This is a genomic window from Proteus penneri, assembly GCF_003144535.1.
Taxonomy (GTDB): Bacteria; Pseudomonadota; Gammaproteobacteria; order Enterobacterales; family Enterobacteriaceae; genus Proteus; species Proteus penneri.
Genome location: NZ_PHFJ01000015.1, coordinates 1 through 17,145 on the forward strand (window position 1 = coordinate 1; position 17,145 = coordinate 17,145).

Below are 17,145 nucleotides of genomic sequence, written 5' to 3' on the forward strand. Positions count from 1 at the left end.
GTCAAGAGTTTTTTCAAACTTTTTTCTTTTCTCTTCACCGTCCTGCGTGGCTTGTTGTTTGCTCATCGCCGGTCAGTGGATGCGCATTATAGGGAGATCTCGGATTAGCGCAAGTGTTTTTTTAAAAAAACTTACCAAGCGAATGCTTTATAAGCAAACACCCCATATTGGTATAAAAAATAGACATCGTTTGTTTAAAAAAGTTTCAATTTTATCTGTGATTCTTAGCGATTTAACGGTTAAATCTTCATTTATAAATTAAGAGCATAAAAAAGAGGCTTAAATAAGCCTCTTTTCAGTTTCACGACATCTCTTATTACTATAGAGAGGATGCTCTATTACTGTTTTGCAATTATCTTATTATTGTCCAAATCTAAGATAATCTCTTTACCTGGTAATAATTTACCAGACAAGATGTCTTGAGCTAATGGGTTTTCAACCTCTTGCTGGATAGCCCGTTTCAATGGACGAGCACCATAAATTGGGTCGAATCCAACTTCGCTCAATTTCTCTAATGCAGCCCCAGTAATAGTAACGTGATAACCACGCTCTTCTAAACGCTGGTATAAACGACGCAACTGAATTTGTGCAATCGCTGCAATGTTTTCTTTGCCTAATGGATGGAATACCACAACTTCATCAATACGGTTGATAAACTCTGGTCTGAAATGATGGCCAACAACATCCATCACAATAGTTTTCATTTCTGGATAATCAATTGTCCCGAAACGTTCTTGAATTAAATCAGAGCCCAAGTTCGATGTCATAATCACAACTGTATTACGAAAGTCGACTGTTCTACCTTGTCCATCCGTTAAACGACCATCATCCAATACTTGCAATAAGATATTAAATACGTCCGGATGCGCTTTTTCAACTTCATCTAATAAGATGACTGAATAAGGACGACGACGAACTGCTTCTGTTAAATATCCACCTTCTTCGTAACCAACATATCCTGGAGGCGCACCCACTAAACGAGAAACGGAGTGTTTTTCCATAAACTCAGACATATCGATACGAACCATTGCATCATCACTATCAAACAAGAAGTTTGCTAATGCTTTACATAATTCTGTTTTACCCACCCCTGTTGGTCCTAAAAATAAGAACGAACCAATTGGGCGATTAGGATCAGACAACCCAGCACGACTACGGCGGATCGCATTTGATACTGCACTTACAGCCTCAGCCTGACCAATAACACGTCTATGTAGCTCTTGTTCCATTCTTAGCAGTTTTTCACGTTCCCCTTCTAACATTCTAGATACAGGAATACCTGTCCAACGCGCTAAAATTTCAGCGATTTCAGCATCAGTGACTTTATTACGTAACAGCTTCATATGCTTATCTTCAGCTTTATTCGCCTCAGCAAGCTGTTTTTCTAATGTCGGGATTTGTCCATATTGGATCTCCGACATTTTCGCTAAATCACCACTACGACGAGCCTGCTCTAAAGCAATACGAGCCTGCTCTAATTCAGATTTAATATGTTGAGTGCCAGTAAGCTCTGCTTTTTCAGCTTTCCACTCTTCTTCTAAAACAGAATACTCTTTCTCTTTCTCAGCAAGTTCTTCATTTAGCATCTCTAAACGTTTTTTACTTGCATCATCAGACTCTTTTTGCAGTGCCTGTTGTTCAAGTTTGAGCTGAATGATACGTCTATCAAGTCTATCTAGTGCTTCTGGTTTTGAATCCATCTGCATACGTAGGCTTGCACCCGCTTCATCAATTAAATCAATTGCTTTATCTGGCAACATACGGTCAGAAATATAGCGATGAGATAAAGTCGCAGCTGCAACGATAGCTGGGTCTGTAATTTGAACATGATGATGAAGTTCATAACGTTCTTTTAGACCACGTAAAATAGCAATAGTATCTTCAACTGTAGGCTCAGCCACATACACTTTTTGGAAACGACGCTCTAATGCAGCATCTTTTTCAATGTATTGACGATATTCGTCAAGTGTTGTTGCCCCCACACAGTGTAATTCACCACGAGCTAATGCAGGCTTTAGCATATTTCCCGCATCCATAGCACCGTCGGCTTTACCTGCACCAACCATCGTATGTAATTCATCAATAAACAGAATGACACTACCTTCCTGTTTAGATAAATCATTTAAAACAGCTTTTAAACGCTCTTCAAACTCACCTCGATATTTAGCACCTGCTAATAACGAGCCCATATCTAAGGAAAGTACGCGCTTATTCTTTAAACCTTCAGGAACTTCACCATTAACAATACGTTGAGCCAAACCTTCAACAATCGCCGTTTTACCCACACCCGGCTCACCAATAAGTACAGGGTTGTTTTTAGTACGACGTTGTAAAACTTGAATGGTTCTTCTTATTTCTTCATCACGACCAATAACAGGATCGAGTTTGCCTTGTTCTGCTCTTTCCGTTAAATCCACAGTATATTTTTTCAATGCCTGACGTTGGTCTTCTGCATTTTGATCGTTCACTGTTTCTCCACCACGTATTTTTTCAATCGCTATCTCAAGAGTCGCTTTATTCGCTCCGGCCGCTTTTAGCATGTCAGCAACTTGACCACCCGTTTCCATGGCAGCTAAAAGAAAGAGCTCTGACGAAATAAATTCGTCACCTTTTTTCTGTGCCAACTTATCGCACAAATTAAGGTGTTTAATTAAATCATTTGAGGGATGAACCTCTCCACCAGCACCTTCGACTTTAGGTAATCGAGATAAAGCATCATTAATTCGCTCATTAAATTGCGATGCATTAACACCTACAGATGTTAATAAAGGGCGAATTGAGCCACCTTGTTGATTAAATAACGCACTCAGTAAATGTATGGGTTCTATAAATTGATTATCGTTCCCAAGTGCCAATGACTGGGCGTCTGCGAGAGCTTGCTGGAATTTATTGGTTAATTTATCCAGACGCATAACACCTCCAAGTAAAATTTAAAGTAAAATTCGTAACTGGAGAATAGATGAGGTCATTTTGACAATATTCAAGCTCAAAATAAAAATTTTGAGCAAAAATATTTATCAGTATTTGAGATAAGTGAGAAAAACGGTTAAGAGAAGTTTATTTAATCCAGATTAATGACGCCATTCGACCTGTTATCTGTTCGCGTCTATATGAAAAGAAACGCGATTTCTCTGTCACAGTACAGAAATTACCACCGTAAATCTGAGTTACCCCATTTTCCTGTAAAATTATTCTCGCTAACATATAGATATTAGCTAAATATTTACCATTATGAGGAATAAATGCAGGATCAAAGGCCTTATTTTTTTCAATAAAGGCCAAACGGACTTCAGAGCCTACCTCAAAAGCAGTTGGCCCAATTGCTGGCCCTAACCATGCCATTATTTGATGTTTTGGTGCTTTAAACTTCGCTAGTGTATTTTGTAATACACCATGGCAAAGCCCTCGCCATCCACCATGAGCTGCGCCAACTTCTGTTCCATCAATAGTTGTAAAAAGAACAGGTAGGCAATCTGCCGTCATAATTGCACAAACTTTTTTCTCAGTAGCGGTATAAAGGGCATCACCTCGTACTTCATTATTTTTCTCAGTATTTAGCGTAACAACATGGGTACCATGAACTTGTTCAAGCCATAATGGCATTTCAGGCAGTTGAGCTTGCTGACAAAGTCTGCGTCTATTTTCTTCAACATCAGATAATTTATCACCAACATGAGCACCTAGATTGAGGCTATTATAAGGTGGCAGACTAACCCCCCCTCTCTCAAGGTACTGCAAGACCCAATATTTTCAGGTTGTGGCCAATCTGGAAAAACCAATGAAGTCATTTACCAATCCATTTCATCTTTAAACTGTTCAACGTCAGCTTTTAGCACATCGATAAGCTTAACCATATCATCAGGTAATGGTGCATGCCATTCCATTTCAATACCTGTTATTGGATGATAAAGACGTAGCATCGTTGCGTGCAAAGCTTGTCTATCAAATAAACGTAACGTTTCTCGTAATTCATCTGAAGCCCCTTTTAAAGGGCGAGGTCTTCCTGCATAAAGCTGATCACCAATTAAAGCATGATGTATATGTGCCATATGAACACGAATTTGGTGAGTACGACCGGTTTCTAAACGTAAACGCAAACGTGTATGAGCACGGAAATGCTCCATAACACGATAATGTGTTACTGCAGGTTTACCCATTGGGTGTACAGCCATATGTGTACGTTTAGTTGGATGTCGAGAAATAGGTTCATTCACTAATCCTCCTGCTGTCATTCTTCCTGTTGCAACCGCTTCATACTCACGCGTGATTTCACGACGTTGTAAAGCTTCGACTAAATGCGTTTGAGCAGGAACTGTTTTTGCAACAACCATTAAACCTGTTGTATCTTTATCCAAACGATGGACAATACCAGCACGAGGTACATTAGCAATCTCTGGATAACGATAAAGTAATGCGTTTAATACGGTGCCATCAGGGTTACCCGCACCAGGATGTACAACAAGATCTCTTGGCTTATTGATAACTAAAATATCATCATCTTCATAAACGATATTTAACGGAATATTCTGAGGCTCCCAGCGAACATCCTCTTCAATTAAGGCATCGATTTCAATTTTTTCACCGCCAAGCATTTTTTCTTTTGGCTTATTGATGATTTTATCGTTAACCTGCACTCTATTGTCTAAGATCCACTCTTTTATACGAGATCTTGAATAATCAGGGAACATTTCGGCCAAAGCCTGATCTAAGCGTTGACCCAGCTGTGAATCTGCGACTGTAGCATTAAGTCGTATTTGTTGAGACATAAATAATTTTCTATTAATTAAGTTAGTGTTTTGACGGCACAGCCGTTTCATTTAAAATGAGTTATAGTGTAACCGATTTCAGGGGAGCTTCACGGAGAGACTCCCCAAACCTATTCAGAGGATAATCAATACGTGATGAGACGCATTAAATACCTAGTGGCAGCGGCCACTGTAAGCCTGTTACTTGCTGGCTGTTCGAGTTCAGACAAAGACGCTACTGCCGATATGTCGCCTTCTGAGCTTTACTCAACCAGTCAGGAAAAATTGCTAGATGGCAATTATGGAGCGGCTATCAAACAATTAGAGTCTCTCGATAATCGCTATCCTTTTGGCCCTTACTCGCAACAAGTTCAACTCGATCTGATTTATGCTTATTATAAATCAGCGGAACTACCAATGGCGATTTCGGCAATCGACCGTTTTATGCGATTAAATCCAACCCATCCTAATATCGACTATGTTCTTTATATGCGTGGCTTAACGGCTCAGGCATTAGATGATAGTGCATTACAAGGGTTCTTTGGTATTGATCGTTCAGACCGTGATCCTCAACATGCAATTGTAGCATTCAAAGATTTTAGTCAATTAGTTCGCTACTATCCAGACAGCCTTTATGCCGCTGATGCAACTAAACGTCTTGTCTTTCTTAAAAACCGTTTAGCGAAGTATGAGCTTTCTGTTGCAAAATTCTATACTAAACGAGGGGCTTATGTCGCGGTTATTAATAGAGTAGAGCAAATGATGCGTGATTATCCTGATACACAAGCCACTCGCGACGCGCTTGTTTATATGGAAAACGCTTATAAAGAATTAGGTCTGACACAAGAAGCAGAAAAAGTAGCTTCACTGATTGCAGCCAATCCAGCCTAATTAAAGCCTCACTATCAAAAACAGCAGCTTATCGCTGCTGTTTTTTTATTCTTTGCTAGCTAAATTGTCTTTACTTTTCATCAGCCCAACCTTCCTAATATGACCGAATAAATACAACTTAACAAGCGGTCTTTTTCAGCTATTTATCATTTGTCACGTTTTTATTACTAGTTACACATACATCTAACAAAAAGTGATTTTGATCATGTTTTAAATTGTGTATCACGATATTCTGAATTTATCGAAGATGGAGTAATAAAGAGGTAACTATATGATTATAAATATTACTAGCAAACAAATGGAAATTACCCCAGCACTACGAGAACACATTGAAAGCCGTCTAACTAAACTTAATAAATGGCAGGTGAATTTAATCAATCCTCATATTATTCTTACGAAAGATCCTAAGGGTTTTAGTGTTGATGCCAGCATTCATACTCCAAATGGGCAATTGGTCGCTAATGCACAACACGCCGATATGTATGTTGCAATTAATGACTTACTCGCAAAACTTGAACGTCAATTGAACAAAGTTCAGCATAAAAATGAATCTCGCCGGGCGAATAACAGCCTGAAAGAAGAGAATTTACTTGTCGATGAAATGTAAATAGTAAAGCAAGATTAAAAATTAGAATAAATCACTGACTCAAAACGCCTCTGCGCATCCTCGTGATGCGCTTTTTGTTGTATTTTTCTTGACTCCTTTCACATCATCATGTTTGATAGCGATATATTAAATAATTTACCAATCAATATAATGAACAAATATCCACATTTGCCTTTCTTCTTTTTCTTTCTACTCTTTCATTAAGAGGCTTTGTCATTTCAGAAAGAAAAGTAAGAACGACAATAGCCTCCAAGTTGGAGGCTTTTTTATTTATGATGGTATGACATAACGGTATAGGGCTTAAACATGGAAAAACTCGATTTATTAGCAATCAGAGATAAAATTACAACGTTAGATTCAGAATTACTAACGTTGTTAGCAAACAGACGCCAATTATCTGCTGACGTAGCTCAATTTAAATTGAATACACATCGCCCTATTAGAGATAAAAATCGTGAGCGTGAATTACTTGATTTATTAATTGAGAAAGGAAAAAAAGTTGGACTAGATGGTTTTTATATTAGTCGTATTTTTCAAATGATCATTGAAGACTCTGTATTAACGCAACAAGCCATTCTACAACAACATCTTAATGCAACCCCCAATGAATCAGCCAGAATTGCTTATTTAGGACCTAAAGGTTCTTATTCACATATTGCTGCCCGTCAATATGCAGCCCGCCATTTTGATACCTACGTTGATTGCACTTGTCAGAAATTTGACGACATTTTTACACTTGTCGATACAGGTCAAGCTGATTACGGTTTACTGCCCATTGAAAATACTAGTTCGGGTGCAATTAATGATGTTTACGATTTACTGCAAACAACATCAATCTCTATTGTTGGTGAAATTCGAATCCCTATTAATCATGCGCTTTTAACAAGTGTTGATAGCAGTACAGAAGAATTGCAAACTATTTATAGTCACCCTCAACCCTTCCAACAATGTAGCCATTATTTAAACCAGTATCCAAACTGGAAAATTGAATACTGTGAAAGTACTGCCGCTGCAATGGAAAAAGTGGCTCTCGCACAATCGCCACATGTTGCGGCTATTGGTAGTGAAGCTGGTGGCTTTCTTTATGGTTTAAAACCTTTAGCTAATAATTTAGCAAACCAGCAAATAAACGTAACACGCTTTATTGTTATTGCACGAAAAGCCATAGATGTTTCAGAGCAAGTACCTGCTAAAACAACCTTCTTAATGGCAACAGGACAACAAGCAGGTGCATTAGTTGATGCATTAATGATTTTAAAAAAATACGACATTATTATGACAAAACTTGAATCTCGTCCTATTAATGGCACACCTTGGGAAGAGATGTTTTATATTGATGTTCAAGCAAATTTACGTGACATCAATATGCAAAAGACCTTACACGATTTATCACAAACAACACGTTCATTAAAAATACTAGGCTGTTATCCTTCAGAAAATGTTGTTCCTGTTGAAGTAAAATAAACTCACTCGCAGATAAAAGCCAAATAGCATATAACTATCTGGCTTTTCTTTTTGGCTCTTATTTTAAAATTAATTATAAGAAACCATACATCGCAGCAAACACCCAGCCAAAGACACAGGAAACGGTTACACCAATTAACCCTGGTAAAATAAAGCTATGGTTAATAACAAAACGCCCTATTCGAGTTGTACCAGAACGGTCAAATTGAATTGCCGCTAAGTCACTAGGATAAGTTGGCAGAATATAATAACCGTAACAAGCAGGTGCCGATGCAATGATATAAGCAGGATCAACACCAATACCCAGTGCTAAAGGAACAATTGCAGCTAAAGCTGCCGCTTGAGAGTTAACAAACTTAGATACCAATAGTAAGACAACGGCATAAGCCCAAGGATATTCTCGTACTAATTGTCCTAATGCTGCTTCTATTTCTTTCATATGTGCAGAGAACATGGTTTCTGCCATCCAAGCAATACCATATACAGCAACAATTGCTATCATCCCTGAACGGAATACTTCATTTTTAGATATAAGAGACGGATTGGTTTTACAGATAATAATAATTGATGCGCCTGCTAATAACATAAACATCTGAATAACGAGCACCATAGATAACGGTTTGCCATTAAATACAGGACGTATTTCAGAAAAAGCACCTAATATTGCAACAACAGCAATTGCACCTAAAAATATCCACATTGCCACCCAGTTTTTCATAGGGAGCTTTTTATCTAGAAGTGTCGCTGTATCTCCATAAACATAATCATGGTTTTCAGGAACTGAAACAAACTCTTGGAAACGTTGGTCTTTATCTAAGTCTTTTCCTCTAAACCAGCTAAAGATACCAATGGCTAAAATACCGATAAAAGTAGAAGGTATAGTAATTGCCAATAAATCTAAAAATTCAAGGTGTTTACCATTAAAAGTCACATCACCGAGCATTGCGACTAATGTAACAACGGCAACGGAAACGGGGCTTGCAATAATCCCCATTTGCGAACCGATTGTACTTGCTGCCATTGGTCTTTCAGGGCGAATATTATTTTTTATCGACACATCATAGATAATTGGCAATATAGTATAAACAACATGTCCAGTACCACATAATATTGTAAGAGTACAAGTTACGAGTGGTGCAACAATAGAAATATATTTGGGATTTTTTCGTAATAATTTTTCTGCTATTTGCAACATAACATCTAATCCACCAGATGCTTGTAATGTTGCTGATGCAGAAACAACGGCAATAATAACTAACATTACATCAACAGGTGGTTTTCCCGGAGGGAGATTAAAAACAAAAACTAAAATAACTAGACCTACACCACCTAATAAACCTAATGCAATTCCGCCCTTCCTAGCCCCATAAAATAGACACACTAATATAATGGCGAGTTGTATTAAAAAATCCATAAATTACCCCTTGAAAAACACGTCGGAATATAAATAAAAAATAATACAATTGAATTTTTAGCACTTCTTGCAAAAAAAAGAGTCTATAAAATATAATTTACGATAATTGTTATAATCATTTTTTTGATCATTGTTATAGTTTACATAATACCTTTCAATTTCATTCAGTTTTAAGATCTCATCAACAAATAACTTTTAACGAAGAGACAATATTGAACATTAATTATTATGTAATTAAACCAAGTAATAACAATTAAATAACAAGACATTACTGTATATAAAAATTAATAATTTCCAATTATCAAAAAACATTAAAATCCTATTAAAAATAGAAGTTTAATCACTTACTTTTCCGATATAACGTATACATGATTGGTTTACTTCTTATGAAATACCAGAGAGGTTGTTAGATAAAATAGAATTATGCTTTAAGCATAAATAGGATGGTTATATGAATAATTTTACATTATTGATTTTAAATATAATTTTTATTTTTTCACAGCAAATGCTTATGCATCACAAATTTCTTATTCTGAAGTAACAGTAAGTTCGATAAACCAGCTTCATTATACTGTTAGCCCATGTCCTAATCCTAAGGATTATTAGATTAAAAAGATTCTAATATGAGTAAACTATTCATATTAATCACAACACTATTATTTAGTAGTTATACGTCATCTATTTATGATGAAAAAACTAATAGCGATATTACTAATCTTTATAGTATATCAATCAGCACAACACCTTAAGAATCATGTGTTTTCTCCCCCTGTGATGATTGATAATAATCAATAAATATTAGATTAATGTTATAAATAAAAAGCCAGTCACTTCACACAATTAATTGACTGGCTTTTTATAAAATGAAGCTTTAAATTATATTCGGCTATCATTTGCTTTTTGTAATAAGACTCCACTCTCTTTCATAAATTGAGAAGCATAATCACCAAACCAATAACTCACGTTATTAAACGAATGAACAAATTCACTCTTTGCATTTATATCTAATAAATCGATAGCTTGACCTAATGACTGATGATATCGACGAATTAATTCAATATTCTCTTTCGATGACAAAATAATATCAGCATAAAGTTGTGGATCCTGAGCAAATAAGCGCCCTATCATTGCCAATTCTAACCGGTAAATAGGAGATGAAAGTCGCAGTAAACTGGCTAAATCAACTTTTTCTTTTGCTAAATGCTGGCCGTAAGCAAAGGTTGTAAAATGTCGAAGTGCTTGAATAAAACTCATATTTTTATCATGCTCTTCCGGCGTAATCGCCTCAATTCTTGCTCCCCATACCATTAATTGCTCTAACAACCATTCAAATTTTTGATGATTTCGTCCTTCACAATAAGCCACAACCTGCTTTGCTAAACTGGGCACATCAGGGCCAAACATTGGATGAAGACCTAAAACTGGCCCACTATGTGCTTTTAACATTGCATCTAAAGGTTGTTTTTTAATAGAAGCGAGATCCACTAACAAACAACTTTCAGGTAAAGGAGGAAGCTTCTCAATAACCTCAACGGTTAAATGGATAGGTACACTAATTATTACCATTCCTGCATTATCAAAAATAGCAGGTGATTTAGTTTGCCATTCATCAGCTTCTAAGCTTTCAACTTGATAACCAGAGAGTGTAAACAAACGAGAAAATAGTTTACCCATTTTCCCATTTCCGCCCACAATAACGATTTTACCCAATTGAGGATTAAGCGTTTTAAATCCCTTATCATTCTCTTTAGTATAGGATTCTCTCATTACTCGGCGTAACACATCTTCAATCAAATCTGGGGAAATCCCCATCATTTGAGCATCATTACGACGAGAAGCAAGCATAGAGGCCTCTCTATCAGGTGCATAAATCGGTAAGCCATAACGGTTTTTAACTTCTCCCACTTCAGCTACAAGTTGCATTCTTTTTGCGAGTAAAGAAAGCAGTGATTTATCTACCTGATCAATTTGCTCACGCAAATTTTGTAATTCTTCAGCCATCTATGCTTGCCTCTTTTTATTTATGATTAACTAACTTTTTTTAACTGTGCTTCACGCTGAGCCAGAATCGGGGAAAGTTGAGCATGTAAATTTCTTAACACTGATTCCGTTGTTTCCCAACTAATACATGCATCTGTTACTGAGACACCGTATTTCATTTCACTGCGAGGCTGCTCTGACGATTGATTGCCTTCATTAATGTGACTTTCTAACATAATACCAGTGATAGATTCATTACCTTTAGTAATTTGCTCAATCACTGAATCAACTACCGCCGTTTGACGACGGAAATCTTTATTAGAATTACCATGGCTACAATCAATCATTAATGATGGTTTTAATCCAGCTTTTACCATCTGAGCTTCACACTGAGCAACATCTTCTTCATGATAATTTGGTGTTTTACCACCACGTAAAATCACATGACCATCTGGGTTACCTTGTGTTTGCAATAAACAAACCTGCCCTGATTGATTAATTCCCATAAATCGATGTGGCATAGAAGCCGCTTTCATCGCGTTAATTGCAGTATCTAGATTACCATCTGTACCATTTTTAAATCCAACTGGCATTGAAAGCCCCGATGCCATTTCACGGTGAGTCTGAGATTCTGTTGTTCTGGCTCCAATAGCAGACCAACTAAATAAATCACCTAAGTATTGTGGATTGTTAGGATCTAACGCTTCTGTTGCTAAAGGCAAACCTAATTGCACTAGTTCAGTCAATAACTTACGGGCAATATGTAATCCTTTTTCCATTTCAAAGCTGCCATCCATAAATGGATCGCTGATTAAACCTTTCCAGCCAACAGTAGTACGAGGTTTTTCAAAGTAGACACGCATCACAATGTACAGGCTATCACTTAATTCAGAGGCTAAGACTTTCAGACGTTTTGCGTAATCTAACGCAACATCAATATCATGAATGGAACAAGGCCCACATACCACGAGTAAGCGAGGATCACGACGTTGGACAATTTCAGAAATTGTTTGACGTGACTGAGCAATGGCATGCAGATCATTGCGACTCAATGGGTATTTTTGTTTTAACTCTTCTGGAGTAATTAAAACCAGCTCTTCGCTGATATTCACATTATTGAGTGCGTCTTTTTGCATGATCATAATCTTTACCTTTTTATATCTGTCATTGTGATTTTTGTGTGTCTGAAAGATAAGATAACATGCGATGTAAAGAAATCAATCCATATTTTTAATGTTTTTGATAAAATCGTAAACCCAAGTTTACAAATTGAATTAAAGATGAAAACAAATGTTAAATAACAATAAGTTATATCAATATAGAAAACAAAGATAATGTGATCAAGATTGGACTAAAATACTAATTCGTAATAATATGTTTACAACTTATCTTTTAATGAGTCTCAATATACGAATAATAAATAAGATAGGAATATAGAGGCAACAGAGATGAAAAACTCACAAACAATATTTTCAACATCGTGAGATATAAAAAAAGGTCAGCAAATGCTGACCTTTTAACAATAACTTTCGGATGTGCGAAAGCGTATTATTTAGCGTTAAGACGCTCTTTGATACGAGCAGCCTTACCTGAACGCTCACGCAGGTAGTACAGTTTAGCTTGACGAACCGCACCACGACGTTTCACAGTGATGCTATCTACGACTGGAGAGTGAGTTTGGAATACACGCTCAACACCTTCGCCATTAGAAATTTTACGAACAGTGAATGCAGAGTGCAGACCGCGGTTACGAATAGCGATAACCACGCCCTCGAATGCCTGCAGACGTTTTTTAGAACCTTCAACAACCCATACTTTAATTTCTAAAGTATCACCAGGACGGAATGAAGGAACATCTTGCTTCATCTGTTCTTGTTCGATTTGTTTAATAATATTGCTCATAATAATTCTCTTACCCTAGGTAAACTGATATTAATGACATCTTGTGTCAGACTTACTCTGCTGTTCCTGACAGATGTTCCCGTTGGAACTCTGTTAACAGCACTCTTTGCTCGTCAGTCAGAGCTAGGCTTTCCAGAAGCTCAGGTCTTCTTAGCCAGGTTCGACCCAGTGATTGTTTCATACGCCAGCGATTAATATGTGCATGGTTTCCTGACAGTAAAACAGCCGGAACTTCCATACCATCTAAAACCTCTGGGCGAGTATAGTGAGGATGATCAAGTAAACCTTCAGCAAAAGAATCTTCTTTCGCAGAGGCTGCGTGTCCGAGAACCCCCGGAACAAAACGCGCTACTGCATCTATCATTATCATGGCAGGTAGTTCCCCACCACTTAATACGTAATCACCAATAGACCACTCTTCATCGATTTCAGTCTGAATGACGCGCTCATCTATACCTTCATACCGGCCACAAACCAGAATTAACTTCTCATTTGTTGCCAGTTCACAAACTCCTTGTTGATCGAGTTTGCGTCCCTGAGGTGATAAATAAATCACCTTTGCTCCATCACCTGCCGCAGCTTTTGCTTGATGAATAGCTTCCCTTAAAGGTTGAACCATCATCAACATACCAGGACCACCGCCATATGGGCGATCATCAACAGTATTGTGTCTGTCGTATGTAAAATCTCGGGGATTCCAACATTCTACATTGAGCAGACCATGCTTCACTGCCCGACCAGTCACCCCGTACTCGGTTATAGAGCGGAACATTTCTGGAAATAGGCTAATTACCCCAATCCACATTTTAGTGTCCCACTATTGAGAACCGTTAACCGGATAATCTAAAAACCAGGATCCCAATCAACGATAATTTTTTTCGCTGAGAGATCGACTTTCTTGATAACCTGCCCATCAAGAAACGGAACTAACCGTTCCCCGATACCGAACGCATCTTTCAGATTCGCTTTAATCACCATGACATCATTTGAGCCCGTTTCCATCATGTCTGTAACGACACCCAGATCGTAGCCTTTGTCCGTTTCCACATGACAACCCATCAGATCTTTCCAGTAATATTCACCTTCAAGTTCTGGAAGTTGCGAAGCATTCACGACAATTTCAAAATTAGTCAGGAAGTTAGCCGCATCTCTGTCATCAATACCTTTTAGCTTGACGATAATATCTTGGTTGTGATGTTTCCAACTTTCAATTTCAATGGTTTCCCACTGTCCATGACGCTGAATAAACCACGGTTGATATTCAAAAATGTTTTCGGCGTGTTCGGTGGAAGAAAAAACTCTGAGCCAACCACGGATCCCGTAAGGTGAGCCCAACTTACCCATAACAATAGGTTCTACAGGCTCTTTTAAGGTTTTTTGTTCGCTCATTGTTACCACCGCGACAGATTAAGCGCTTTTCTTCGCTGATTTGATCAGGCCAGCAACACGTTCTGAAACAGTTGCGCCTTGAGCAACCCAGTGTTCAACACGGTCTACGTCTAAACGTAATTCTTCTGCATTACCGGTTGCCAGTGGGTTATAAAAGCCTACGCGTTCAATAAAACGACCATCACGCGCATTGCGGCTATCGGTTACTACTACTTGATAAAACGGACGCTTTTTTGCGCCGCCACGAGCTAAACGAATTGTTACCATAACATCCTCATTAGTTAATAAAACAACCAGACGCCATCGAGGAACGGAGTCCGGTTGTCATATAAAAAGCCCGAAAAGTTTACTCACTTTGGCGAAAAAAGCAATCCAAAGCACGTTTTTTTTCCAGCTTTTTGATTTTATCGGCCAGGGAATCCAGGTGGCATCATACCTTTCATGCTACGCATCATTTTAGCCATGCCACCTTTTTTCATTTTTTTCATCATACGTTGCATATCATCAAACTGTTTTAATAAACGGTTGACGTCTTGCACTTGTGTTCCAGAACCTGTAGCAATACGGCGTTTTCTGGAACCTTTAATGATTTCCGGTTTTTGGCGTTCTTTTTTAGTCATGGAATTAATAATCGCTTCCATTTTCACTAAAATTGAATCATCCATTTGTGATTTCACTGCATCTGGCACCTGAGACATACCCGGCATTTTGCTCAGCATACTTGCCATGCCGCCCATGTTCTTCATTTGCTTTAATTGATCTAAGAAATCATTTAAATCAAAGCCATCACCTTTTTTAAGTTTTGTCGCTAACTTTTCAGCTTGTGCTCTATCAACTTTGCTTTCAATATCTTCAATTAAAGACAGAACATCACCCATGCCTAAAATGCGGGAGGCGATACGATCTGGGTGAAAAGGTTCTAAAGCTTCTGTTTTTTCCCCAACACCGAGGAATTTAATTGGCTTACCAGTGATATGGCGAATTGATAATGCCGCCCCACCACGCGCATCACCATCAACTTTGGTTAATACAACCCCGGTTAATGGCAATGCTTCATTAAATGCTTTTGCTGTATTTGCCGCATCTTGACCCGTCATGGCGTCAACAACAAATAAGGTTTCCACAGGATTAATGGCTTTATGGAGAAGTTGGATCTCTTCCATCATGCCTTCATCTACGTGTAAACGACCTGCTGTATCCACCAGCAATACATCATAGAATTGAAGTTGCGCATGTTTTAATGCATTACTTGCAATTGTGACTGGATTTTCTTGAACAGTCGAAGGAAAGAAATCAATGCCAACCGTTTCGGCTAACGTTTCAAGCTGTTTAATCGCTGCTGGACGATAAACGTCGGCAGAAACAACAAGAACTTTTTTCTTCTTTTTCTCTTTTAAAAATTTACCTAATTTTGCGACACTGGTTGTTTTACCCGCACCTTGTAAACCAGCCATTAACACAACAGCTGGCGGTTGTGCTGATAGGTCAAGGTCAGTATTCACTTCCCCCATCGCATTGACGAGTTCATTTTGAACAATCTTCACAAACTCCTGACCCGGTGTCAGGCTTTTGTTAACTTCATGCCCTACTGCGCTCTCTTTGACGCGCGCAATAAAATCACGAACCACGGGTAAGGCAACGTCAGCTTCTAATAAAGCCATACGCACTTCACGCAGTGTCTCTTTAATGTTTTCTTCGGTCAGTCTTCCTCGACCGCTTATATTGCGCAATGTGCGCGATAGTCTGTCACTTAAATTCTCAAACATTATCTTAGCTCAGTGTTAAAGTTGGGCTTATCGGTCATGTATGCCACCGATTATATCACGATGACTCGCGGATCTCTGCATAGAGATTTAAGCTTAATGACTTCAATAGTTGGAGCCGTATGCTCCTAGCGCTATACTAGGAAGTTATTCAAACAATATATGTAAGCGAAACTATGCCCGTTATATCAATCTCTATCGTCGCTGTCTGCGCTTATTTACTCAGTCTGGTAATGTTTTTACCCGGTCTGTTACGAAAAGAGCAGAATGGATACCGCGGATTAGCTCTGCTATTTGCGGTAATTGCACTTGTTGCACATGCCATCTCATTAAAATTTTTAATTTTCCGTCCTCACAGTGGACAGAATCTTTCACTCACTAATCTAGGTGCAATTGTTAGCCTAATGGTCTGCGTTATCATGACGATTGTGGCTTCTCGTGGTCGTGCATGGTTCTTACTGCCTATTGTTTATTGTTTCGCAATAGTCAATCTTGTTATTGCAGCACTGATGCCGGGTGAATTTGTTACACATCTTGAAAGTAGCACATCACTCTTTATTCACATTGGATTGGCGTTATTAAGCTATGCCACTCTGTTAATAGCCGCCTTATATGCATTACAACTTAGTTGGCTCGACTATCAACTAAAAAATAAGAAACTAAAATTCTCACCTCAAATGCCACCATTAATGTCAATTGAGCGTAAAATGTTTCATATCACACAAGTGGGTGTGGTATTACTGACACTGACCTTATGTACAGGTTTGGTGTATATGGATAATATTTTTGGTAAAGAAAACATCCATAAATCTATTTTCTCTATCATTGCTTGGTTTGTTTACATCATTTTATTATGGGGACATTTCCGAGAAGGCTGGAGAGGAAAGAAAGTCATTATTTTTAATTTAATTGGCGCTCTTATTTTGACATTAGCTTTTTTTGGTAATCGTTTATTACAAGAGTTAGTACTTAATTAATTTTCTATTTTAG

At 38.0% G+C, this 17,145-nt stretch carries 14 protein-coding genes, 1 pseudogene and 1 other annotated feature; of the genes and pseudogenes, 4 read left to right on the forward strand and 11 right to left on the reverse strand.

Features of this window, described 5'->3' with window-relative positions:
* Positions 1-338: 338 nt before the first annotated feature.
* From clpB to rluD, 3 genes and pseudogenes are all read right to left on the reverse strand, one after another.
* Positions 339-2,912 (reverse strand): ATP-dependent chaperone ClpB, encoded by a 2,574-nt coding sequence (clpB, locus tag CUB63_RS16000; RefSeq protein ID WP_109848495.1) that lies wholly within the window; start codon positions 2,910-2,912, stop codon positions 339-341.
* A gap of 145 nt (positions 2,913-3,057) precedes the next feature.
* A pseudogene (gene yfiH, locus CUB63_RS16005) lies at positions 3,058-3,788 on the reverse strand (purine nucleoside phosphorylase YfiH).
* Positions 3,789-4,766, reverse strand: coding sequence for a 23S rRNA pseudouridine(1911/1915/1917) synthase RluD (rluD, locus tag CUB63_RS16010; protein ID WP_006534736.1), 978 nt, complete (start codon positions 4,764-4,766; stop codon positions 3,789-3,791). It lies immediately after the preceding pseudogene.
* Positions 4,767-4,901: 135 nt separating this feature from the next.
* Between rluD and bamD the strand changes: the two genes are divergently transcribed.
* The 3 genes from bamD to pheA all read left to right on the forward strand — a co-directional run bounded on the left by bamD (position 4,902) and on the right by pheA (position 7,707).
* Positions 4,902-5,636 carry an outer membrane protein assembly factor BamD gene (bamD, locus tag CUB63_RS16015; RefSeq protein ID WP_006534737.1) on the forward strand — a complete coding sequence of 245 codons (735 nt, stop codon included), beginning with the start codon at positions 4,902-4,904 and terminating at the stop codon, positions 5,634-5,636.
* A 271-nt stretch (positions 5,637-5,907) separates the two neighbouring features.
* Positions 5,908-6,243, forward strand: a complete 336-nt coding sequence (gene raiA / locus CUB63_RS16020) for a ribosome-associated translation inhibitor RaiA (protein WP_006534738.1) — start codon at positions 5,908-5,910, stop codon at positions 6,241-6,243.
* 154 nt (positions 6,244-6,397) lie between these two features.
* Positions 6,398-6,514, forward strand: a sequence feature (Phe leader region).
* A 35-nt stretch (positions 6,515-6,549) separates the two neighbouring features.
* A complete protein-coding gene (gene pheA, locus CUB63_RS16025; RefSeq protein ID WP_109848496.1) occupies positions 6,550-7,707 on the forward strand; it encodes a bifunctional chorismate mutase/prephenate dehydratase in 1,158 nt (385 codons plus the stop codon).
* A 73-nt stretch (positions 7,708-7,780) separates the two neighbouring features.
* Here the strand turns inward: pheA and CUB63_RS16030 are convergent, their stop codons facing one another.
* The 8 genes from CUB63_RS16030 to ffh form a co-directional block, all read right to left on the reverse strand.
* Positions 7,781-9,121, reverse strand: a complete 1,341-nt coding sequence (locus CUB63_RS16030; RefSeq protein ID WP_006534743.1) for an anaerobic C4-dicarboxylate transporter — start codon at positions 9,119-9,121, stop codon at positions 7,781-7,783.
* Positions 9,122-9,997: 876 nt separating this feature from the next.
* Positions 9,998-11,122, reverse strand: a complete 1,125-nt coding sequence (gene tyrA, locus CUB63_RS16035) for a bifunctional chorismate mutase/prephenate dehydrogenase (RefSeq protein ID WP_109848497.1) — start codon at positions 11,120-11,122, stop codon at positions 9,998-10,000.
* Positions 11,123-11,148: 26 nt separating this feature from the next.
* Positions 11,149-12,243, reverse strand: a complete 1,095-nt coding sequence (locus tag CUB63_RS16040; RefSeq protein WP_109848498.1) for a 3-deoxy-7-phosphoheptulonate synthase — start codon at positions 12,241-12,243, stop codon at positions 11,149-11,151.
* 406 nt (positions 12,244-12,649) lie between these two features.
* Positions 12,650-13,003, reverse strand: coding sequence for a 50S ribosomal protein L19 (gene rplS / locus CUB63_RS16045; protein WP_006534749.1), 354 nt, complete (start codon positions 13,001-13,003; stop codon positions 12,650-12,652).
* A gap of 52 nt (positions 13,004-13,055) precedes the next feature.
* The gene (trmD, locus tag CUB63_RS16050; RefSeq protein ID WP_109848499.1) at positions 13,056-13,808 is read right to left on the reverse strand and encodes a tRNA (guanosine(37)-N1)-methyltransferase TrmD; all 753 of its coding nucleotides are present in this window, start codon (positions 13,806-13,808) and stop codon (positions 13,056-13,058) included.
* Positions 13,809-13,846: 38 nt separating this feature from the next.
* On the reverse strand, positions 13,847-14,392 hold the full coding sequence (gene rimM, locus CUB63_RS16055) for a ribosome maturation factor RimM (RefSeq protein ID WP_006534751.1): 546 nt from the start codon (positions 14,390-14,392) through the stop codon (positions 13,847-13,849).
* Positions 14,393-14,410: 18 nt separating this feature from the next.
* Positions 14,411-14,659 carry a 30S ribosomal protein S16 gene (gene rpsP, locus CUB63_RS16060; protein WP_004244772.1) on the reverse strand — a complete coding sequence of 83 codons (249 nt, stop codon included), beginning with the start codon at positions 14,657-14,659 and terminating at the stop codon, positions 14,411-14,413.
* A gap of 137 nt (positions 14,660-14,796) precedes the next feature.
* Positions 14,797-16,158, reverse strand: a complete 1,362-nt coding sequence (gene ffh, locus CUB63_RS16065) for a signal recognition particle protein (RefSeq protein ID WP_109396311.1) — start codon at positions 16,156-16,158, stop codon at positions 14,797-14,799.
* A 173-nt stretch (positions 16,159-16,331) separates the two neighbouring features.
* Here ffh and CUB63_RS16070 point away from each other — a divergent pair, with 173 nt between their 5' ends.
* Positions 16,332-17,132: a cytochrome C assembly family protein gene (locus tag CUB63_RS16070; RefSeq protein WP_072063505.1), complete on the forward strand. Its 801-nt coding sequence runs from the start codon at positions 16,332-16,334 to the stop codon at positions 17,130-17,132.
* Positions 17,133-17,145 lie beyond the last annotated feature (13 nt).

Bases quoted from the DNA above. Each gene is read 5' to 3' on its own strand.
- rplS (WP_006534749.1), bottom strand. From the start codon at position 13,003: ATGAGCAATATTATTAAACAAATCGAACAAGAACAGATGAAGCAAGAT.
- CUB63_RS16040 (WP_109848498.1), bottom strand. From the start codon at position 12,243: ATGATCATGCAAAAAGACGCACTCAATAATGTGAATATCAGCGAAGAG.
- rimM (WP_006534751.1), bottom strand. From the start codon at position 14,392: ATGAGCGAACAAAAAACCTTAAAAGAGCCTGTAGAACCTATTGTTATG.
- CUB63_RS16030 (WP_006534743.1), bottom strand. From the start codon at position 9,121: ATGGATTTTTTAATACAACTCGCCATTATATTAGTGTGTCTATTTTAT.
- ffh (WP_109396311.1), bottom strand. From the start codon at position 16,158: ATGTTTGAGAATTTAAGTGACAGACTATCGCGCACATTGCGCAATATA.
- bamD (WP_006534737.1), top strand. From the start codon at position 4,902: ATGAGACGCATTAAATACCTAGTGGCAGCGGCCACTGTAAGCCTGTTA.
- tyrA (WP_109848497.1), bottom strand. From the start codon at position 11,122: ATGGCTGAAGAATTACAAAATTTGCGTGAGCAAATTGATCAGGTAGAT.
- CUB63_RS16070 (WP_072063505.1), top strand. From the start codon at position 16,332: ATGCCCGTTATATCAATCTCTATCGTCGCTGTCTGCGCTTATTTACTC.
- rluD (WP_006534736.1), bottom strand. From the start codon at position 4,766: ATGTCTCAACAAATACGACTTAATGCTACAGTCGCAGATTCACAGCTG.
- rpsP (WP_004244772.1), bottom strand. From the start codon at position 14,659: ATGGTAACAATTCGTTTAGCTCGTGGCGGCGCAAAAAAGCGTCCGTTT.
- pheA (WP_109848496.1), top strand. From the start codon at position 6,550: ATGGAAAAACTCGATTTATTAGCAATCAGAGATAAAATTACAACGTTA.
- raiA (WP_006534738.1), top strand. From the start codon at position 5,908: ATGATTATAAATATTACTAGCAAACAAATGGAAATTACCCCAGCACTA.
- trmD (WP_109848499.1), bottom strand. From the start codon at position 13,808: ATGTGGATTGGGGTAATTAGCCTATTTCCAGAAATGTTCCGCTCTATA.
- clpB (WP_109848495.1), bottom strand. From the start codon at position 2,912: ATGCGTCTGGATAAATTAACCAATAAATTCCAGCAAGCTCTCGCAGAC.